Origin of the sequence: Pseudaquabacterium rugosum (assembly GCF_038066575.1) — a bacterium.
Lineage (GTDB): Bacteria > Pseudomonadota > Gammaproteobacteria > Burkholderiales > Burkholderiaceae_C > Pseudaquabacterium > Pseudaquabacterium rugosum.
In genome coordinates this window covers 1-19,166 of the sequence record NZ_JBBUTF010000006.1, presented here as the reverse complement: position 1 = coordinate 19,166, position 19,166 = coordinate 1, and the positions used below count along the sequence as shown (strand labels likewise).

Genomic DNA, 19,166 nt, shown 5'->3' with positions numbered 1-19,166 from the left:
TTGAGCCTGGCGATGGATCCGGGATTCACCGGTGTCGTCCGGGCCTTGGCTGTGTTGAAGTTGAGTCACCATCAATTCTGACGGCCGCAGCGGCCGCCAGCGCTGGCCGTCCGCGGTGATCCCGTGGCGGCCGGCGGATCCGGGAGCGCAGGCATGCCGGCCTTCGAGAGCAGGATCGATCCCCGCAGCGCGGACTTCCGCGACAACGCGCGCCACATGCAGGCGCTGGTCGAGGCGCTGCGCGCCCAGGCCGCGCGCGTGGCCGAGGGCGGCGGCGCCGAGGCCCGCGCCCGCCACGTGGCGCGCGGCAAGCTGCCGGTGCGCGAGCGCGTCGAGCGCCTGCTCGATCCCGGCGCGCCCTTCCTGGAGATCGGTCAGCTGGCCGCCCACGGCCTGTACGGCGACGAGGCGCCGGGCGCCGGCCTGGTGGCCGGCATCGGCCGCGTGCAGGGCCGGGCCTGCATGGTGGTGGCCAACGATGCCACGGTGAAGGGCGGCACCTACTACCCGCTGACCGTCAAGAAGCACCTGCGGGCGCAGGAGATCGCGCACGAGAACCGCCTGCCCTGCATCTACCTGGTCGACTCCGGCGGCGCCTTCCTGCCGCTGCAGGACGAGGTCTTTCCCGACCGCGACCACTTCGGCCGCATCTTCTTCAACCAGGCCCGCATGAGCGCGGACGGCATCGCGCAGATCGCCGTCGTCATGGGCTCGTGCACGGCCGGCGGCGCCTACGTGCCGGCGATGTGCGACGAGACGGTCATCGTGAGGGGCCAGGGCACCATCTTCCTCGGCGGCCCGCCGCTGGTGAAGGCCGCCACCGGCGAGGACGTCAGCGTCGAGGACCTGGGCGGCGGCGATGTCCACACCCGCCTGTCCGGCGTGGCCGATCACCTGGCCGACGACGATGCCCACGCGCTGCGGATCACGCGCGACATCGTCGCCCGGCTGGGCCGCGCCGGGCCGCCGCTGGCCGAGGTCGGCGACGTCGAGCCGCCGCGCCACGACCCGGCCGAGCTGCACGGCATCGTGCCGGTCGATCCGCGCAAGCCCTTCGATGTGCGCGAGGTGATCGTGCGCCTGGTCGACGGCTCGCGCTTCGACGAGTTCAAGGCCCGCTACGGCGCGACGCTGGTCACCGGCTTCGCGCGGCTGTGGGGCCGCGACGTGGGCATCGTGGCCAACAACGGCATCCTGTTCGGTGAGTCGGCGCTCAAGGGCGCGCACTTCATCGAGTTGTGCTGCCAGCGCGGCATCGCGCTGCTGTTCCTGCAGAACATCACCGGCTTCATGGTCGGCCGCAAGTACGAGAACGCCGGCATCGCCAAGGACGGCGCCAAGCTGGTGACGGCCGTGGCCACGGCGGCGGTGCCCAAGCTGACGCTCATCATCGGCGGCTCCTTCGGCGCCGGCAACTACGGCATGTGCGGCCGCGCCTACGGCCCGCGCCTGCTCTGGACCTGGCCCAACAGCCGCATCTCGGTGATGGGCGGCGAGCAGGCCGCCAGCGTGCTGGCCACGGTGCGGCGCGACGCGCTGGCCGCCCGCGGCCAGGACTGGCCGGCCGAGGCGGAGGCCGCCTTCAAGGCCCCGATCCGCGCCCAGTACGAGACCCAGGGCCACCCCTGGTACGCCAGCGCCCGGCTGTGGGACGACGGCGTGATCGACCCGGCACAGACCCGCCGCGTGCTGGCGCTGTCGCTGGAGGCCACACAGGGCGCGGGCGTGCCGCCAACGCGCTTCGGCGTCTTCCGCATGTGAGTGCGCCCCGCCGGGCCCGCGGGCCCGGTTCAACGGAGAGCCCGTCGATGACCGATCCCCGTGATCCCCATGACGCCCCCGTCCAGCTGGAGCGTGACGGCCCGGTGGCCCGCCTGTGGATGGACCGGCCCGACACCCACAACGCCTTCGATGAGCGGCTGGTCGAGGCGCTGATCCAGGCGCTGGCCGACTGCCACGCTGACCCGGCGCTGCGCGTCATCGTGCTGGGCGGGCGTGGCCGCAGCTTCAGTGCCGGCGCGGATCTGGCGGCGATGCGCCGGCTGGGCGAGGGCGATCCTGTCGTCAACCTCGCCGCGGCCCGGCGCATGGCGGGCCTGTTCCACGCCCTGGCCCACAGCCCCAAGCCGGTGGTCGCGCGGGTGCAGGGGGCGGCCATCGGCGGCGGGCTGGGGCTGGCGGCGGCCTGCCAGGTCTGCATCGCCAGCCGCCCGGCCCGCTTCGCGATGTCGGAGGTGCGGCTGGGTCTGGTGCCGGCGGTGATCTCGCCCTGGGTGACGCGCGCCCTCGGTGAGCGTCAGGCGCTGCGTTATGCGCTCAGCGGCGAGCGCTTCAGTGCCGAGCGCGCGCAGGCGCTCGGCCTGGTCCACGAGCTGTGCGAGGCCGAGGCGCTGGACGCCACCGTACAGTCGCTGGTCGAGCACCTGCTGGCCGGCGCGCCGCAGGCCCAGGCCACCACCATCGCGCTGCTGCGCCGGGTCGCCGGACAGGCGGTCGATGCGGCCCTGCTCGACGAGACGGCCGGCTGCATCGCCCGCGTGCGCGCCGCAGCGGAGGCCGCCGAAGGCATCACCGCATTTCTCGACCATCGCGCACCCGCCTGGCTGCCGCCGGGCCGGGCCTGAGCCGCACGCGCGCCCGTGAAAGGACCCGCCCCATGTTCGAGCGCATCCTGATCGCCAACCGCGGCGAGATCGCCTGCCGCGTGATCGCCACCGCCCGCCGCCTGGGCATCGCCACCGTGGCCGTGCACTCGGACGTCGATGCCGGCGCCCGCCATGTGCGCCTGGCCGATGCCGCACAGGCCATCGGCCCGGCGCCGGCGCGCCAGAGCTATCTGGCCATCGACCGCCTGATCGCCGCCGCACGGGCCAGCGGCGCGCAAGCGGTGCATCCCGGCTACGGCTTCCTGTCCGAGAACGCCGATTTCGCCGAGGCCTGCGAGGCCGCCGGTCTGGTCTTCATCGGCCCGCCGGCAGCGGCCATCCGGGCGATGGGATCGAAGTCGGCCGCCAAGGCGCTGATGGCCGCGGCTGGCGTGCCCCTGATCCCCGGCTACCACGGTGAGGACCAGCAGGTCGAGCGTCTGGCCGAGGAAGCCCGGCGCATCGGCTGGCCGGTGCTGATCAAGGCCTCGGCCGGTGGCGGCGGCAAGGGCATGCGCCGCGTCGATGCGCCCGAGGACTTCGCCGCCGCGCTCGCCTCCTGCCAGCGTGAGGCGGCCCAGTCCTTCGGCGATGCGCGGGTGCTGGTCGAGCGCTGCGTGGCGCGCCCGCGCCATGTCGAGATCCAGGTCTTCGCCGACCGCCACGGCCATGTCGTCCATCTGGGCGAGCGCGACTGCTCGGTGCAGCGCCGCCACCAGAAGGTGCTGGAGGAGTCCCCCGCGCCCGGCATGACGCCCGAGCGCCGGGCGGCCATGGGCCGGGCCGCGGTCGAGGCAGCGCGGGCCGTCGGTTATGTGGGGGCGGGCACGGTCGAGTTCATCCTGGATGCGGCCGGTGATTTCCACTTCATGGAGATGAACACCCGGCTGCAGGTCGAGCACCCGGTGACCGAGATGGTGACCGGGCTGGACCTCGTCGAATGGCAGTTGCGCGTGGCCGCCGGCCAGCCGCTGCCGCTGACCCAGGACCAGATCCGGCTGCACGGCCACGCGATCGAGGCGCGCATCTGCGCCGAGGACCCGGACCGTGGCTTCCTGCCCTGCACCGGCCGCATCCGCCACCTGGCGCTGCCGGCGACCGGCCCCCACGTGCGCGTGGACCACGGCCTGGGCCTGGGCGACGAGATCGGCGCCCACTACGACCCGATGCTGGCCAAGCTCATCGTCTGGGACGAGGACCGGCCGCGCGCGCTGGCCCGCCTGCGCCGCGCGCTGGCCGACTGGCAGTTGCTGGGCGTGGGCCACAACGTGGCCTTCCTGCAGCGCCTGGTGGCCACGCGCGCGTTCACCGAGGCCGATCTGGACACCGCGCTGATCCCGCGCGAGCAGGCGGCGTTGCAGCCGCCGTGCGATCCGCCGCCGATGGCGGTCTGGGCGCTGGCCGCCGTGGCGGTGCAGGCCGGGCGGGCGGGGGCGGCGGCGGCCGGCCGCGGCGCCGGCCAGGGCCTTGCCGGCCCGGCCCTGGGCGCGGCCGCAGCTTCGGCTGCCGTGGCGGCTACCAGTGCCTGGCAGCGCGACGATGGCTGGCGCCTGAACGCCCCGGCCTGCGTGCGGGTGCGCCTGCGGTGGTCGCCACCCCAGGGCACAGCCCAGGCCGCGGCAGCCGATGGACCTGACGGCCCGGTTCAGGGGCACGCCGCGGAGCCCGTCGACCGCACCGCCGTGCTCGGCTTCGCCGATGACGGCCGGGTGTGCAGTCTGCGGATCGAGGATCCGGCGGCGGCGGCCGGGTCGCAGCCGCAGCCGCAGCCGCAGTCCGTCGAGGTCCGCATCGGCCGCTCGGCCGCCGCCCCGGCCCTGCCGTCCGGGCCCGGCGCCGCGCTGCCGCTGGATCTGCATCTGCGCCTGGGCGATCAGGGCCTGCAGGCGCGTGTCGTCCTGCTGGATGAGGCCTGCCATGTCGATGCCGAGGGCCGCTCCTGGCGGCTGGAGCGGATGACGGACGACCCCGCCACCACCGCCCGCACCGACGACCCCGGCAGCCTGCGCGCGCCGATGCCCGGCCGCATCGTCGCCCAGCTGGTGGCGCCGGGCACGGCGGTGCGGCGTGGCCAGGCGCTGGTGGTGCTGGAGGCGATGAAGATGGAGCACAGCGTGACCGCGCCGGCCGACGGCGTGCTGCGCGGCTATGCGCAGGCGGTCGGTGATCCGGTGGCGGAGGGGGCGGTGCTGGTGGATGTGGAGGTCGGGGGCACGCCGGGCTGAGTCCGCAGCGATGCACGGCCCGACGTGCCGCAGCGCGCGCAGGCCCGCAGGCTCATGGGGCGGTGCCGGCCTCAGACATTCGCCACCCCATAGCTGACGAAAGGCAGCAGCATCTGCTGCCGGCCGCCCTCGGCCGGTGTGCGCACCGCCGCGGTCATGGCCTCGCACAGCCGCAGCGCCATCCAGTCGCAGGGGTGGGACAGCAGCAGCGTCACGCTGCCGTCGAGCAGGGCGGCGCGGGTCACGTCCGTCAGGTCGTGGGCGATGACGACGAGGTCGGGGCGGGCCGCCTCGCGCAGCGCCTCGATCACGCCCTCGACGCCACCGCCGGCGACGTAGACGCCCTTCAGGTCGGGGTGCAGGTGCAGCAGCTCCTCGGTGGTGGCGCGGGCCAGGCCGGCGTCCTCCAGGCTGACCAGGGACTCCAGCACCTGGAAGCCGGGTGCGCTCTCGCGCAGCCAGGCGCGGAAGCTGACCTCGCACTGTTCCTGGCACTGGTAGCGGTGGCTGCCCAGGATCAGGCCCAGCTTGCCGGGGCGGCACAGGCGTGACAGCGTCCAGGCCGCCATGTGGCCGACCTTGCGGTTGTCCACGCCCACATGGCCGGCCAGCGTCGGGGCGCTCAGGTCGGACACCAGGGCGAAGACGGGCACGCCCTGCGCGCCCAGGCCGTCGACGGCCTGGGTGATCTGCGGGTGGTCGGCGGCCACCACAGCCACCGCGTCGCAGCTGGCGCCCAGCTCGGTGATGCGGGCGGCGACGTGGCGGGGGGTCAGGTCGTCCAGGTGGGCGATGACCATGCGGGCGCCGGGTGCGGCCAGGCCAGCGGCCGCCTGCCGCAGCGCCTCGGCCAGGCCGCGGTAGAACGGGGATTGCGCGCTCTGCAGCACCACGCCGAGGGTCACCGGCCGCAGCGTCTCGTCGACCCGGTGGCGGATCAGGCCGGCGCGGCGGAAGCCCACGGCCTCGGCCGCCTCCAGCACGCGCTGGGCCGTGGCCGGGCGCACCGGGGCGCGCCGGTTGATGACCCGGTCGACGGTGGCCACGCCCACGCCGGCGGCGCGGGCGACGTCGGTCATCGTGGGGCCGGCAGGCGGTGTCTTGCGCATGATGGATCTATCAAAAGAGAGGTCGTTGCCTGATAGGTCTGATGGGCGGTGGCTGGCGGTCATTGCGGTTCTGCAGGCTGGAATTCCAGAATCCAGCCCGGTTCCAGGGTTCTGGAACGCTCACAGGAATGATAGACGTCCGCCGCAGGAGACCCTCGATGAAGATCGCGCTCGACCCCTACATGATCCGGCAGCTGCCGCTGACCGAGCTGCCGGCGGCCGTGGCCGAACTCGGCTACGACCAGATCGAGCTGTCGCCGCGCAGCGACTTCCTCGACTGGTGGGTGATGCCGCGCGCCACCGGAGCGCGCATGGCCGGCTTCAAGGCCGCGATGCGTGCGGCCGGCGTCGGTCTGGCCTCGGTGCAGCCGATGTACCGCTGGGCCAGCCCCTTCGAGGACGAGCGCCAGTGGGCCGTGCGCTGCTGGAAGAAGGCCATCGAGGTGGCCGTCGAGATGGACTGCCAGTTGATGGTCAGCGAGTTCGGCCGCGGCGCCTCGCCCGAGCGCACGGTGGCCGAGCGCAACGGCCTGGCGACGAACCTCAACACCCGGGAAGCCTGCGAGGCCGCCTGGTTCCGCTCGATGGACGAGCTGCTGCCCATCCTCGAACGTGAGGGGATCACGCTCAGCGTCGAGCCGCATCCGGAGGACTGGATCGAGCAGTACCAGCCGGCCTGCGACATCGTGCGCAACATCGGATCTCAGGCGCTCAAGCTCAGCTTCATCGCGCCGCACGCGTTCTTCTACGGCGGCGAGATCGGGGCGATGGTGCGCGAGGCGGGCGATCTGCTGGCCCATGTGCGGGTGGCCGACACCTTCGACCACCGCAAGAGCGGCCAGCTGCGCTACATCGTGAACCCGCCGGGCTCCAGCCAGGTGCGGGTGCACCAGCACCTGGACATCGGCCAGGGCGAGGTGGACTTCGACGCGCTGTTCGCGGCGATGGGGGCGATCGGCTTCGACGGGCTGGTGTCGGCCTGCGTGTTCGCCTGGGAGGAGCGGGCGGCCGAGTCCAGCCGCGCGATGCGCACGCAGATCGGCGCGCTGATCGGGCGCCACGGCCCGGCCCACGGCACCCCCTCGAACCGGAGCTGACCCGCGATGGCCATCCACATCACCGGAGCCCCCTGCAGCTGGGGCGTCGACGACCCGAAGAACCCGCACCTGCCGGCCTGGACCACCGTGCTGCGCGAGGCGGCGGCCGCCGGCTACCGCGGCATCGAGCTCGGACCCTATGGCTACCTGCCATTGGACGTGGCCACCGTCTCGGCCGAGCTGGATGCCCACGGCCTGCGCGTGGTGGCGGGCACCATCTTCGATGACCTGGTCAGCCCCGCCAACCGGCCGGCGCTGCTGCGCCAGACGCACGAGATCTGCGGCCTGCTGCGCCAGCTGCCGCCGCTGCCCACCGAGACCGGCCAGCGTCATGCCGCGCCCTACCTGGTCGTCATCGACTGGGGCGGCGATGCGCGCCACGTGGCCCGCGACTATGCGGCCGGCCATGGCGACCGCGCCGTGCGCCTGCCCGATGCCGACTGGCGGACGATGGTCGGCCACATCCGCGAGATCGCCGAACTGTCGTGGGCGACCTACGGCGTGCGCACCGTGATCCATCCGCACGCCGGTGGCCACATCGAGTTCGCCGACGAGGTGGCGCGCATCGCGGCCGACATCCCGGCCGCCGTCGCCGGCCTGTGCATCGACACCGGCCACGCCCACTACGCCGGCATGGACCCGGTGGCCACGCTGCGCCAGTACGCCGATCGCATCGACTACGTGCATTTCAAGGACATCGACGCGGCGGTCTTCGACCGCGTGCTGGGCCAGCGCATCCGCTTCTTCGAGGCCTGCGGCCAGGGCGTGATGTGCCCGATCGGCCGCGGCACGCTGGACTACGACGGCATCCGCCAGACCCTGACCGACATCGGCTACCAGGGCTACATCACCGTCGAGCAGGAGCGCGATCCGCGCCACACCGGTTCGGTGCTGGCCGATGTCCAGGCCAGCCGGGACTTCCTGCGCGGCGTCGGCTTTCTCTGAGCCGGCCGCCACCCCTCATTCCGAACTCCAGGAACCCTTCATGATCAACGGTGAACAGCGCGTCCCCGCCCCCATCCGCTGGGGCATGGTCGGCGGCGGCCGCGGCAGCCAGATCGGCTACATCCACCGCTCGGCGGCCGAGCGCGACCGGGTCTTCACGCTGGTGGCCGGCGCCTTCGACATCGATGCGGCGCGCGGGCGTGATTTCGGCACCGCTCTCGGCGTCGCGCTGGATCGGTGTTATGCCGACTACCGGGCGATGTTCGAGGCCGAGGCGCGACGCCCCGACGGCATCCAGGCGGTGTCGATCGCCACGCCCAACGGCACCCACTACGCGATCACCCGGGCGGCGCTGGAGGCCGGCCTGCACGTGGTCTGCGAGAAGCCGCTGTGCTTCACCACGGCCGAGGCGCAGGCGCTGCGCGCGCTCGCTGCCGAGCGCCGCCGCGTCGTCGGCGTCACCTACGGCTATGCCGGCCACCAGCTGATCGAGCAGGCGCGCGCGATGATCGCGGCCGGCGAGCTGGGCGAGATCCGCATCGTGCAGATGCAGTTCGCCCACGGCTTCCACAGCGAGGCGGTCGAGGCCGCCAACCCGGCCACGAAGTGGCGTGTCGATCCGAAGATGGCCGGCCCCAGCTATGTGCTGGGCGACATCGGCACCCATCCGCTCTACCTCAGCGAGGTGATGCTGCCCGAGCTGCGGATCAAGCGCCTGATGTGCTCGCGCCAGAGCTTCGTGCCGAGCCGCGCGCCGCTGGAGGACAACGCCTTCACCCTCATGGAGTACGAGGGCGGGGCGGTCGGCTATGTCTGGTCCTGCGCGGTCAATGCCGGCTCCATGCATGGCCAGAAGATCCGCGTCATCGGCAGCAAGGCCAGCCTGGAATGGTGGGACGAGCAGCCCAACCAGATGCGCTTCGAGGTCCAGGGCCAGCCGGTGCGCATCCTGGAGCGCGGCATGGGCTATCTGCATCCGCAGGCCCTGGCCGACGACCGCATCGGCGGCGGCCATCCCGAGGGCCTGTTCGAGGCCTGGTCCAACCTCTACCTGCGTTACGCCCAGGCCATGGTCGCCACCGATCGCGGTGATGCCGCGGCGTTGGCCGCACTGCACTACCCGGGCATCGATGCGGGTGTCGAGGGCGTGCGCTGGGTCGAGCACTGCGTGCGCTCGGCCGATGCGGGCGCGGTCTGGGTCGATTACGTCTGAGGTGGTGGGGAGGCGGGGCGGCGGCCGGGCGCCACAATCGCCCCCGTTCTCCACTTGCGGCTGCGGCCGCCGAGCCGCCCGTGTCCGATGCCCTTCCCCCGCCGCCGCCCGCGGGCGCGCCCGTACCGAATCCGCCGCAGCCCCCGGCCGCCAACCTGAGCGGCCCCGCGGCGCTGGCCGCGCTGCGCCGTGGCGAGCTGCACGGCGCCACCACGCTGGACCTGCGCGGCTGCCGGCTCGATGCCCTGCCGCCCGAGGTGCTGGATCTGGCCGGCACGCTGGAGCGGCTCGACGTCTCCGGCACCGGCCTGTCGGCGCTGCCGCCCGGCTTCGAGCGGCTGCAGCATCTGCACACCTTCTTCGCCTCGCAGAACCCGTTCGAGGTCCTGCCGGCCGTGCTCGGCCAGCTGCCGCGGCTCGACACGCTCGGCTTCAAGAGCAACCGCCTCGTCGAGGTGCCGGACGCCGCGCTGTCACCCCGCCTGCGCTGGCTGATCCTGACCGACAACCGCATCGCCACGCTGCCCGCATCGCTGACGCGCTGCCTGAGGATGCAGAAGCTGATGCTGGCCGGCAACCGGCTGCGTACGCTGCCGGCCGGCGTCGGCCGGCTGCAGCGGCTGGAGCTGCTGCGCCTGTCGGCCAATGACTTCCAGGATGAGGCGCAGGCCCTGACGCCCGAGGTGCTGGGCCTGCCGGCACTCGCCTGGCTGGCGCATGCCGGCAATCCGTACAACCGACCGCGTGAGCAGCAGGCGCTGGCGCGCCCGGACGTGCCGTCGGTGCCCTGGGCGGCGCTGCAGATCGGCGCGCTGCTGGGCGAGGGGGCGTCCGGCCACATCCATGCGGCGCTGTGGCCGCAGGAGGCCGGTGCGCAGGGCGACGGGCCTGGCGCGCATGCGCCGCCGCGCGCGGTGGCCGTCAAGCTGTTCAAGGGCGGCATGACCAGCGACGGCCTGCCCGACAGCGAGATGGCCGCCGGCCTGATCGCCGGCGAGCATCCGCATCTGGTCGGTGTTGCCGGCCGCATCAGCGGCCATCCGGACGGCCGCCAGGGCCTGGTGATGCGCCGCCTGCCGGCCGGCTGCCGGGCGCTGGCCGGGCCGCCGTCGATGGCCAGTTGCAGCCGCGATGTCTATGCCCCGGGCTGGACGCTGCCGGCCGCCCGGGCCCGCGCCATCACCGATGCGGTGGCCGCGGCACTGGCCCATCTGCACGACCGCGGCCTGGGTCATGGCGATCTGTACGCCCACAACACCCTGATCGACGACGGTGATCCCGACAGCTGCCGCCTGAGCGATCTGGGCGCCGCCGCGCTGCTGCCGCAGGATCCGGGCCGGGCGGCCGCGCTGCGGGCGATGGACGCTCGGGCGCTCGACATCCTGCGCGCCGAGCTGCAGGCCTGCGTGCAGGGCGGGGCGGACCCGGCCCGGCCGCCCGCTCATCGCATCTCGAACAGCTCCTGATGGAAGGCCCGGCGCGCCAGACCGGCGCGCGAGAGGCCTTCCCACAGCGCCTGGCCGAAGCCGGCCGGCCCGCAGAACCAGACGCTGGCCTGGGCCCAGTGCGGCACCAGCGTCTGCAGGCGCTGCGCGTCCAGCCGGCCGTCACGCGCATCCACCAGCACGTGCAGGCGCACGCCGGCGGCGCGGGCGGCTGCCGTCAGCTTGGCCAGCGCCGCCGGCTCCTCGACCGCGGTCGGGTGGATCAGGTCCACCTGCACCGGCTTCGGCGCACGGGCCAGCTGCTCCAGCCGCGCGATGAAGGGCGTGATGCCGATGCCTGCGCCGATCCACACCTGGTGCGTGTGGCCGTCCTCGAAGTCGAAGCAGCCGTAGGGGCCTTCGACCGTCACCGCCGTGCCCGGCTGCAGCAGTTGCGGCAGTTGCCGGGTGTGGTCGCCGAGCGCCTTGGTGACGAAGCGGATGCGGCGCGTGGCCGGGTCCCAGGCCGAGGCCATCGTGTACGGGTGCGCGCCCTCGGCGCGGTCGACGGTGACGAAGGCGAACTGGCCGGCGGCATGGCCGGGCCAGCCGGCGGCCAGCGTCAGCTCGGTCGACAGCGTGGCGATGGCCGGGAAGACCTCGCTGCGCTCGACCGTGGCGGCCACCTTGCGCCGCGCGCCGACCTGGCGCGTGAGCACCAGCACCGCCGAGACGGTGCCGCCGGCCAGCAGCAGCGCCATCAGCAGGCCCAGCGGCTGCGCCCAGTAGCTGAACTTGAACAGCACCACCGTGTGGAAGACCAGTACCAGATAGCCGACCGCGATGAACTGGTGCGTCTTGGCGAACCAGCGATAGGGAAAGCGCTTGATCAGCGCCAGCACCATCAGGATGGCCGCCAGGTAGAACGCCCATTCACCGACCGATTCGGCCACCCCGCGCAGGCCATGCAAGGTGGCTTCCAGGTCGAAGCCCTCGACAGCGGCCTGTGGCGGACGGGGACCACGCTGCGGGCGCTCCAGCCAGCCCCAGCCCACCATCCACTTCGTGCCCTGGCCCAGCCACCAGTGCACGACCGAGGTGACGAGGGCGGCGATGCCCAGCCACTTGTGCAGCCGGTACATCTTGTCCAGCCCGCCGAAGGCGCGCTCGACGATGCGCGGGCGCGCGGCCAGCATCATCGTCAGGCTCATCACGCCGATGGCCAGCACACCGCTGTACTGCATGTAGAGCGTGCGGAAGGCGAAGTAGCCGGGGACCTTCGCCCAGTCGGGCTCGGCCAGCAGCCACAGGGCGGTCAGGGCCAGCAGCGAGAGCCACAGGCCGCGGCGGACGGAGGTCGGTGTCATGGGTTTTGCCTGGACAGAAACGATCAGGGGAAACCCGATGATGCGGGGGGAATGTGCAGCCAGTGTGCAGCCCGGCCCGACCGGGATTGAGGCCCGTCAAGAGCGGGACCCGTCCCGGGCGGTGGTGGGGCTGCCGCTACAGTCGCGCATCCTCCGCCCGGTTCTGCCGTTCATGACGTCTCCGCCTGCCCGTCGGGCCGCTGCCCGCCCGTCCGCCCCCGTTGCCGCCGAGGCGCCCGGCGGTCTGACCACCACCGTCGCCGCCCGTCTCCTCGAACAGATCGTGCGGCAGGACCACCCGGTCGGCGAGCGGCTCAAGGAGCAGGCGCTGGCCGATGCCCTGGGCGTGTCGCGCTCGCCGATCCGCAAGGCGCTGCAGTTCCTGGAGACCTTGGGTGCGGTGCGCTCCGAGCCCAACCGGGGCTACCAGCTGGCGCTGGCCGGTGACGACCTGCGGGCGCTGCGCATCGAGGACAGCGCCTCCGACGAGGCGGTCTACATGCGCATCGTCGAGGACCGGCTGGCCGACGCCATCGGCCAGGAGGTGTCGGAGGCCGAGCTGATGGAGCGCCACCAGATCAGCCGCCTGCAGGTGCAGCGCGCGCTCAACCGCATGGCCCGCGAGGGGCTGGCCGAGCGCAAGCCCGGTCGCGGCTGGCAGTTCCGCCCGGTGCTGCAGACGCTGGAATCCCACCGCGCCAGCTACCGCTTCCGCATGATCATCGAGCCGGCGGCGCTGCTGGAGCCGGGCTATCGCATCGATGCGCCGGCCTTCGACCGGGTGCGGGCCCAGCAGCACCGGCTGCTGGACGGCGGCATCGCCCGCTGGACGCCGGGCGAGCGCTTCCTGGCCGGCGCCGAGTTCCACGAGACGCTGGTGGCCTGCGCCCACAACACCTTCCTGCTGGATGCGCTGCGCAGCGTGAACCAGCAGCGGCGCATCTTCGAGTACCACACCCACACCCGTGCGCCGCAGGACGTGGCCCGGCTCGAACGCCAGTGCCAGGAGCACCTGGCACTGCTGGACCTGCTGGAGGCCGGCGAGCGGGTGGAGGCGGCGCACCAGCTGCGCCAGCACCTGGACGTGGTCAGCGCGATCAAGGCGCAGGCCCAGTCCCGCACGCCGCAGGCCGCGGCGCGTGGCGCACCGGGCGAGGAGCCGATCCGGGTTCACCTCTAATTTTGTACCAATACTTGAATTAGTACATAACTGTCCCTACACTGCGGGCACGGGCGGTGCACGCCCGGCAACCTTTCCCCTGTGCTGGAGACACGCATGAAGATCCTGGTCCTGCCCGGTGATGGCATCGGCCCCGAAATCGTCACGGCCGCGCTGGCCGTCCTGGAGGCGGCCGACCGCCGCCACGGCCTGGGCCTCGCGCTCGAACACGACGAGGTCGGCTTCGCCAGCCTGGCCCGCCACGGCACCACGCTGCGCGACGAGGTGCTGCAGCGTGCCCGCCAGTGCGACGGCGTGATCCTGGGCACCCAGTCCCATGCCGACTATCCGGCGCCCGAGCAGGGTGGGCGCAATGTCTCGGCGGGCTTCCGCATCGGCCTGGACCTGTATGCCAACGTGCGACCTGCGCGCACCCGGCCCTTCCTGAGCTCGAACATGAAGCCGGGCAAGACCATGGACCTGGTCATCATGCGCGAGGCCACCGAGGGCTTCTATCCCGACCGCAACATGGCCCGCGGCTGGGGCGAGGTGATGCCCAGCCCCGACATGGCGCTGTCCACCCGCAAGATCACCCGCCACTGCAGCGAGCGCATCGCCCGCCGCGCCTTCGAGCTGGCGATGACCCGCCGCCGCAAGGTCACCGCCATCCACAAGGCCAACAGCTTCCACATGACCGACGGGCTGTTCCTGGAGGCGGTGCGCCACGTGGCGCGCGACTTCCCCGCGGTGCAGCTCGATGACCTGCTGGTGGACGCCAGCACCGCCCACCTGGTGCGCAACCCCGAGCGCTTCGACGTGCTGGTGGCGACCAACTTCTACGGCGACATCCTGTCGGACCTGGCCAGCGAACTGAGTGGCAGCCTGGGCCTGGCCGGCTCGGTGATGGCCAGCGACACCCACTGCTGCGCGCAGGCCCAGCACGGCTCGGCCCCTGACATCGCGGGCCAGGACAAGGCCAATCCGGTGTCGATGATCCTGTCGGTGGCCATGCTGCTGCAGTGGCTGGGTGGCCACCACGGCCGGCCGGCGCTGGCCCAGGCCGGTGACGCCATCCATGCCGCGGTCGACCGTGTGCTGGAGAACCCCGCCACCCGTACCGCCGACCTCGGCGGCACGCTGGGCTGCGCGGCCTTCGGCGCGGCGGTGGTGCAGGCACTGGCATGAGCCCGGGCCCGCGCATCACGCTGATCCACGCCGTGCAGGTCGCCATCGCCCCGGTGGCCGACGCGCTGCGCGCGCTGTGGCCCGAGGCGCGGGCCGAACATCTGTGGGACGACGGTCTGGGCCCGGCCCTGGCCGCCGCTGGCGCGCTGACGCCGCAGCTCAAGGCCCGCATCCGCCGTCTGGCCGAGCATGCGCTGGCCAATGGCGCGGAGGGCGTGCTCTACACCTGCTCGGCCTTCGGCGAGGCGATCGCCGAGGTGGCGGCCGCGCATCCGCAGCCCGTCCTGCGGCCGAACGAGGCGATGTTCGAGGCCGCGCTGCAGGCCGGCCCGCGCGTGGGCCTGGTGGCGACCTTCGCCAGTGCCTGCGCGCCGATGGAAGCCGAGTTCCACGCGCTGTGCGCGGCCCGCGGCCGTGGCGACATCACGCTGCGCACGCTGTGTCTGCCCGAGGCCCTGGCCGATGCCCAGGCCGGGCGCATGGAGGCGCATGATGCGCGTCATCTGCAGGCCGTGCCGGACTTCGCCGCCGGCTGCGACGTGCTGATGCTGGCCCACTTCTCGAACGCCCGGGTGCAGCCGCTGCTGCAGGCCCGGCTCGATCTGCCGGTGCTGGCGGCCCCTCAGGCCGCCGTGCAGGCGCTGCGCACGCGGCTGCAGCCGGCCTGAGATGGCCTGAGACCGCCGGGCCGGGGTTGCCCCGGCCCGGCGGCCGGACCTCAGTCCGGCGTGATGTTGCGCGCCTTGACCAGCCTGGACCAGCGCGTCCGCTCGCTCTGGATCAGCCGGCCGAAGTCCTCGGGCGTGCCGCCACCCACCACATTGCCCGTGCTGCTGATGCGCTGGGCCAGGTCCGGCTCCTGCAGCGCCTTGTTGATCGCCTGGTTGAGCTGGGCGACGATGGCCGGCGGCGTGCCCTTGGGCGCGACGATGCCGAACCAGTTCGAGATCACCATGTCGGGGAAGCCCAGCTCGGCGAAGGTCGGCACCTCGGGCAGCGAGGCCAGGCGCTTGTCGTGCGCGATGGCCAGCGCACGCATGCGCGGCGGGCTGGCCTTCAGATAGCCGAGCGAGGCGGGCACCATCTCGAACATGTAGTCGACCGTGCCGCCCAGCAGATCGGTGGCGGCCGGGCCGCCGCCACGGTAGGGGATGTGCACGGCATCGGTGCCGCTGATGTCGTTGAGCATCTCGGCGGCCAGGTGGAAGGAGCCGCCCGAACCGGCCGAGGCGTAGCTGAGCTTGCCCGGCGCGGCCTTGGAGGCGGCCAGCAGGTCCTTCAGCGTCTTGTGCGGCGACTTGTCGGCGCCGACCACCAGCACCAGCGGGCCGCGCTCGATCAGCGCCACCGGGATCAGGTCGCGCTGCGGATCGAAGGTCAGCTTGGCGAACAGCGACTGGTTGACGGCCAGCGGCGCCAGGTTGCCGATGCCGATGGTGTGGCCGTCCGGCGTCGCGCGGGCGATCGCGTCGGTGCCCACGTTGCCATTGCCGCCGGGCTTGTTCTCGACGATCACGCTCTTGCCCAGCAGGGTGCTGAGTTTGTCGGCCAGCTGGCGGGCCCGGGTGTCCGAGCTGCCACCGGCCGCGTAGGGCACGATGATGCTGACGGTCTTGGTCGGCCAGGCCGCGGGTGCGGCCTGGGCCCGTGCCGTGCCCGGCAGCGTGGCGGCCAGCGTCAGCGCCAGGGCGGCCGCACGGGCCAGGGCGGCGCGACGGGTCGGGATGGGGGTCATCGGGTGTCTCCTGAGGACGGGGGGCAGGTCCGCGGTGCCCTGGCCCGGTGGGCAGGGGCGCCGCGGTGGGGAAGGGGGGCTGTCCGGGTGCCCCGTCGGCCGACGGGGCACGGCGCCGGTGGCATCAGTCGGGCGTGATGCGCGCGTCGCGGATCACGCGGCTCCAGCGCGCGACCTCCTGGTGCAGGAAGGCGTCGAACTGCTCGCGCGAGGTGGGGGCCGGCTCGGCACCGATGTCGGCCAGGCGGGCCTTGACCTCGTCATGGCCGAGCGCACGCGTGACCTCGCGGTGCAGCCGGTCGAGCACGGCCACCGGCGTGCGGGCCGGCGCCGACAGGCCGACCCAGTGCACCATCAGGTAGTCGGGCAGGCCGGCCTCGGCGAAGGTGGGCACGTCGGGCAGCCGGGCCAGGCGGCGCGTGCCGCTGACGGCGAGCGCCCGCACCTTGCCCGCGGCCAGGAAGCTGCCGCCGGTGGCGATGCTGTCGATCAGCAGATCGATCTCGCCGCCCAGCAGCGCGGTGATGGCCTGGCCACCGCCCTTGTAGGGGATGTGCTGCAGGCGGATGCCGGCCTGGCTCTCCAGCAACGCGGCCGCCAGATGGGAGGTGCTGGCCGCGCCGCCGCTGCCGAAGTTGTAGCGGTCCGGTTCGGCCCGGGCCGCAGCCACCAGGGCCTTGAGCGATGCGTGCCGCGAGCCCACCGGCGCCAGCGCCACGATCGGCGACTGGGCCACGCGGGTGATGCCGGTGAAGTCGTTGAGCGTGTCGAAGGTGAGCTTGCTGCCGTAGAGCGCCGGTGCGGTGACGAAGGGCGCGCTGTTGAACAGCAGCGTGTGGCCGTCCGCCGGGGCCTTGGCCACGGCCGCCGTGCCGATGGTGCCGCCGGCCCCGGGCCGGTTCTCCACCAGCACCTGCTGGCCGAGCTGCGTGCTCAGGCGTGCCGCCAGGATGCGGGCCATCACGTCATTGGGCCCGCCGGGTGCGAAGGCCACCACCAGCGTCACCGGCCGGGTCGGCCACACGGCCTCGGCGCGCGCTGGCGCGCTCAACAGGGTCGGGGCCAGCGGCGGCAGCGCCAGGGCGGCCAGGCCGCGCAGGGCACGGCGGCGGGAGCGGGGATCGACGGCAGACGTCATGGTCAGGGTCCGGCTGGGGAAAGGCCTTGATTGTTCTAACAAAGCATCTGATACATTGCTGGGGTTTCCCCCCGGTGCCCGGCGCCGGGCCTGCCGCCGCCGCCCGTCCGGCCCCGCCCCGGACCTGCGGCCCTGGCGCTTCTTCCGGCCTGCCGATCCATGACCTCGCCCCTTCCGGTGCCCGTCCCCGGGCGGCCGTCGCCGCGCACCCGCATCGCCTATCTGGGCTGCCGCACCACGCGTGAGCGCCAGGCGCAGGGCGAAGGCCTGAGCGTGCTGGCCCAGGACGCCGACGGCGGCCTGCAGCCGCTGCAACTGCTGCGCGGCCTGGTCAACCCGTCGTATCTGCTGCTCAACCGCGCCGGCAGCCGCCTGTATGCGGTGCATGGCGACGGACATGAGGTGTCGGCCTTCGCCGTCGACGGCGCGTCCGGCCGGCTGCGGCCGCTGGGCACCCGGTCGACGCAGGGCCGCAATCCGGTGCATCTGGCGTTGACGCCGGACGAAACGGCCCTGGTCGTCGTCAACCACCTGGGCGCCAGCCTGGCCTGGCTGCCGCTGCGCGACGATGGCGCGCTGGCGCCGCTGCAGGCGCTGTGGCCGCTGGACGGGCCGATCGGCCCGCACCGCAGCGAGCAGACCCAGCCCAAGCCGCACTTCATCGCCTGGACGCCCGACGGCCGGCACCTGCTGGTGCCCGACAAGGGCTGCGACCGGATCCACGTGCGGCGCTGGCGTGGCGATCCGACCTGCCTGGCGGATGCCGCCGTGGAGCCCGCGGCCCTGCTGCGCGAGGGCAGCGGCCCGCGCCATCTGGCCCATCTGCCGCACGGGCCGTGGACGGTGGTGCTCAACGAGCTGGATTCGACGCTCGTGCGCTTCGCGCGCGTGCCGACGGCCGACGGCGGCCTGCGCTTGCAGCCGCTGCAGTGCCTGTCGACCCTGCCCGACGACTTCATGGGCCACAGCCGGGCGGCGGCCATCGCCGTGGCGGCCGACGGGCGGCGGCTCTACACGTCCAACCGGGGGCATGACAGCATCTCCGTGTTCGATGTCGAGGTGACCGATGGCGGCCTGCGCCGCGTCCAGGTCCAGGCCAGCGGCGGGCGCACGCCGCGCGCCTTCAGCCTGTCGCCCTGCGGGCGCTGGCTGTACGCGCTGCACGAGGACAGCCACGGCATCAGCCGCCTGGCGGTGGATCCGCACGATGGCCGTCTGGGGCCGGCACAGCCGGTGCTGGCCACCGGCAGCCCGACCTGTCTGGTGTTCGCGCCGGCACCGTGACCGGACGCTCAAGCCGGCGGTTTGAACGCGGCCGTCCGGTCCGGCTGCCGAGGCCCGCCGCTCAGTCCGGCCGGCAGACCCACCAGGTGCGCTGGTTGCAGAACTCGCGCAGGCCGGCGGCGGCCAGCTCGCGGCCGTGGCCGGACTGGCGGGTGCCGCCGAAGGGCAGGCGGGCATCCGAGGCGGTGACGGCGTTGATGAAGACGGCGCCGGTGGTCAGCTGGCGGGCCACGTGGCGGGCCCGCTCGGGTGCGGCCGACCACAGGCTGACCGACAGGCCGAAGGCCGTGGCATCGGCCAGGCGCACCGCGTCGGCGTCGTCGCGGGCCACGCTGATCGTGGCCACGGGGCCGAAGGTCTCCTCGTCGAAGGCGGCCATGCCCGGGCGCACGTCGGCCAGCACGGTGGGTGCGTAGTAGGCGCCGGGGCCGGGCAGCGGATGGCCGCCGCACAGCAGCCGCGCACCGGCAGCCACGCTGCGCTCGACCTGGGACTGCAGCGCCTGGCGCAGGTCGGCGCGCGCCAGCGGGCCGATCTGGGTGGTGGCCGCGGTCGGGTCGCCGACGACCAGGGCCTGCACGCGCTCGACGAAGCGCGCGCTGAAGGCCTCGGCGATCGCGGCCGAGACGATGAAGCGCTT

16 protein-coding genes are annotated in these 19,166 nt (G+C 73.3%); 11 read left to right on the top strand and 5 right to left on the bottom strand.

The window, feature by feature from the left end; genetic code table 11:
* Positions 1-153 precede the first annotated feature (153 nt).
* The 3 genes from AACH11_RS07520 to AACH11_RS07510 are packed head-to-tail and all read left to right on the top strand — an operon-like array spanning position 154 to position 4,870.
* On the top strand, positions 154-1,761 hold the full coding sequence (locus AACH11_RS07520; RefSeq protein ID WP_341373592.1) for a carboxyl transferase domain-containing protein: 1,608 nt from the start codon (positions 154-156) through the stop codon (positions 1,759-1,761).
* 47 nt (positions 1,762-1,808) lie between these two features.
* Positions 1,809-2,624, top strand: a complete 816-nt coding sequence (locus AACH11_RS07515) for an enoyl-CoA hydratase-related protein (protein ID WP_341373591.1) — start codon at positions 1,809-1,811, stop codon at positions 2,622-2,624.
* Positions 2,625-2,656: 32 nt separating this feature from the next.
* Positions 2,657-4,870: an acetyl/propionyl/methylcrotonyl-CoA carboxylase subunit alpha gene (locus AACH11_RS07510; protein WP_341373590.1), complete on the top strand. Its 2,214-nt coding sequence runs from the start codon at positions 2,657-2,659 to the stop codon at positions 4,868-4,870.
* 71 nt (positions 4,871-4,941) lie between these two features.
* Here AACH11_RS07510 and AACH11_RS07505 read toward each other — a convergent pair whose 3' ends face one another.
* A complete protein-coding gene (locus AACH11_RS07505; protein WP_341373589.1) occupies positions 4,942-5,949 on the bottom strand; it encodes a LacI family DNA-binding transcriptional regulator in 1,008 nt (335 codons plus the stop codon).
* 188 nt (positions 5,950-6,137) lie between these two features.
* Here AACH11_RS07505 and AACH11_RS07500 point away from each other — a divergent pair, with 188 nt between their 5' ends.
* The 4 genes from AACH11_RS07500 to AACH11_RS07485 all read left to right on the top strand — a co-directional run bounded on the left by AACH11_RS07500 (position 6,138) and on the right by AACH11_RS07485 (position 10,700).
* Positions 6,138-7,076, top strand: a complete 939-nt coding sequence (locus AACH11_RS07500) for a sugar phosphate isomerase/epimerase family protein (RefSeq protein WP_341373588.1) — start codon at positions 6,138-6,140, stop codon at positions 7,074-7,076.
* 6 nt (positions 7,077-7,082) lie between these two features.
* Positions 7,083-8,021, top strand: coding sequence for a sugar phosphate isomerase/epimerase family protein (locus AACH11_RS07495; RefSeq protein ID WP_341373587.1), 939 nt, complete (start codon positions 7,083-7,085; stop codon positions 8,019-8,021).
* A 40-nt stretch (positions 8,022-8,061) separates the two neighbouring features.
* On the top strand, positions 8,062-9,234 hold the full coding sequence (locus tag AACH11_RS07490; RefSeq protein ID WP_341373586.1) for a Gfo/Idh/MocA family protein: 1,173 nt from the start codon (positions 8,062-8,064) through the stop codon (positions 9,232-9,234).
* Between the two features lie 80 nt (positions 9,235-9,314).
* On the top strand, positions 9,315-10,700 hold the full coding sequence (locus AACH11_RS07485) for a leucine-rich repeat domain-containing protein (RefSeq protein WP_341373585.1): 1,386 nt from the start codon (positions 9,315-9,317) through the stop codon (positions 10,698-10,700).
* Here the strand turns inward: AACH11_RS07485 and AACH11_RS07480 are convergent.
* Positions 10,676-12,025 (bottom strand): ferredoxin reductase family protein, encoded by a 1,350-nt coding sequence (locus AACH11_RS07480; RefSeq protein WP_341373584.1) that lies wholly within the window; start codon positions 12,023-12,025, stop codon positions 10,676-10,678. The genes AACH11_RS07485 and AACH11_RS07480 overlap by 25 nt on opposite strands.
* Before the next feature lie 172 nt (positions 12,026-12,197).
* Here AACH11_RS07480 and AACH11_RS07475 point away from each other — a divergent pair, with 172 nt between their 5' ends.
* The 3 genes from AACH11_RS07475 to AACH11_RS07465 all read left to right on the top strand — a co-directional run bounded on the left by AACH11_RS07475 (position 12,198) and on the right by AACH11_RS07465 (position 15,037).
* Positions 12,198-13,205 carry a GntR family transcriptional regulator gene (locus AACH11_RS07475; RefSeq protein ID WP_341373583.1) on the top strand — a complete coding sequence of 336 codons (1,008 nt, stop codon included), beginning with the start codon at positions 12,198-12,200 and terminating at the stop codon, positions 13,203-13,205.
* Between the two features lie 96 nt (positions 13,206-13,301).
* Positions 13,302-14,369 (top strand): isocitrate/isopropylmalate dehydrogenase family protein, encoded by a 1,068-nt coding sequence (locus tag AACH11_RS07470; RefSeq protein WP_341373582.1) that lies wholly within the window; start codon positions 13,302-13,304, stop codon positions 14,367-14,369.
* Positions 14,366-15,037, top strand: coding sequence for an aspartate/glutamate racemase family protein (locus AACH11_RS07465; RefSeq protein WP_341373581.1), 672 nt, complete (start codon positions 14,366-14,368; stop codon positions 15,035-15,037). Before AACH11_RS07470 ends, AACH11_RS07465 begins: the two co-directional genes overlap by 4 nt.
* 50 nt (positions 15,038-15,087) lie before the next feature.
* Here the strand turns inward: AACH11_RS07465 and AACH11_RS07460 are convergent, their stop codons facing one another.
* Positions 15,088-16,104: a Bug family tripartite tricarboxylate transporter substrate binding protein gene (locus AACH11_RS07460; RefSeq protein ID WP_341373580.1), complete on the bottom strand. Its 1,017-nt coding sequence runs from the start codon at positions 16,102-16,104 to the stop codon at positions 15,088-15,090.
* A gap of 124 nt (positions 16,105-16,228) precedes the next feature.
* The gene (locus AACH11_RS07455; RefSeq protein WP_341373579.1) at positions 16,229-17,242 is read right to left on the bottom strand and encodes a tripartite tricarboxylate transporter substrate binding protein; all 1,014 of its coding nucleotides are present in this window, start codon (positions 17,240-17,242) and stop codon (positions 16,229-16,231) included.
* Positions 17,243-17,401: 159 nt separating this feature from the next.
* On the opposite strand from AACH11_RS07455, the gene AACH11_RS07450 reads away from it, so the two are divergent.
* Complete coding sequence (locus AACH11_RS07450) at positions 17,402-18,526, top strand: lactonase family protein (RefSeq protein WP_341373578.1); 1,125 nt, start codon at positions 17,402-17,404, stop codon at positions 18,524-18,526.
* A 61-nt stretch (positions 18,527-18,587) separates the two neighbouring features.
* On the opposite strand, the gene AACH11_RS07445 is transcribed toward AACH11_RS07450, so the two are convergent.
* On the bottom strand, positions 18,588-19,166 hold a 579-nt coding region (locus AACH11_RS07445), incomplete at its 5' end, for an aldehyde dehydrogenase family protein (protein WP_341373577.1).

Coding starts and splice junctions, on each gene's coding strand:
- AACH11_RS07470 (WP_341373582.1), top strand. CDS start 13,302: ATGAAGATCCTGGTCCTGCCCGGTGATGGCATCGGCCCCGAAATCGTC.
- AACH11_RS07460 (WP_341373580.1), bottom strand. CDS start 16,104: ATGACCCCCATCCCGACCCGTCGCGCCGCCCTGGCCCGTGCGGCCGCC.
- AACH11_RS07450 (WP_341373578.1), top strand. CDS start 17,402: ATGACCTCGCCCCTTCCGGTGCCCGTCCCCGGGCGGCCGTCGCCGCGC.
- AACH11_RS07480 (WP_341373584.1), bottom strand. CDS start 12,025: ATGACACCGACCTCCGTCCGCCGCGGCCTGTGGCTCTCGCTGCTGGCC.
- AACH11_RS07475 (WP_341373583.1), top strand. CDS start 12,198: ATGACGTCTCCGCCTGCCCGTCGGGCCGCTGCCCGCCCGTCCGCCCCC.
- AACH11_RS07465 (WP_341373581.1), top strand. CDS start 14,366: ATGAGCCCGGGCCCGCGCATCACGCTGATCCACGCCGTGCAGGTCGCC.
- AACH11_RS07520 (WP_341373592.1), top strand. CDS start 154: ATGCCGGCCTTCGAGAGCAGGATCGATCCCCGCAGCGCGGACTTCCGC.
- AACH11_RS07495 (WP_341373587.1), top strand. CDS start 7,083: ATGGCCATCCACATCACCGGAGCCCCCTGCAGCTGGGGCGTCGACGAC.
- AACH11_RS07515 (WP_341373591.1), top strand. CDS start 1,809: ATGACCGATCCCCGTGATCCCCATGACGCCCCCGTCCAGCTGGAGCGT.
- AACH11_RS07505 (WP_341373589.1), bottom strand. CDS start 5,949: ATGACCGACGTCGCCCGCGCCGCCGGCGTGGGCGTGGCCACCGTCGAC.
- AACH11_RS07490 (WP_341373586.1), top strand. CDS start 8,062: ATGATCAACGGTGAACAGCGCGTCCCCGCCCCCATCCGCTGGGGCATG.
- AACH11_RS07500 (WP_341373588.1), top strand. CDS start 6,138: ATGAAGATCGCGCTCGACCCCTACATGATCCGGCAGCTGCCGCTGACC.
- AACH11_RS07510 (WP_341373590.1), top strand. CDS start 2,657: ATGTTCGAGCGCATCCTGATCGCCAACCGCGGCGAGATCGCCTGCCGC.
- AACH11_RS07455 (WP_341373579.1), bottom strand. CDS start 17,242: ATGACGTCTGCCGTCGATCCCCGCTCCCGCCGCCGTGCCCTGCGCGGC.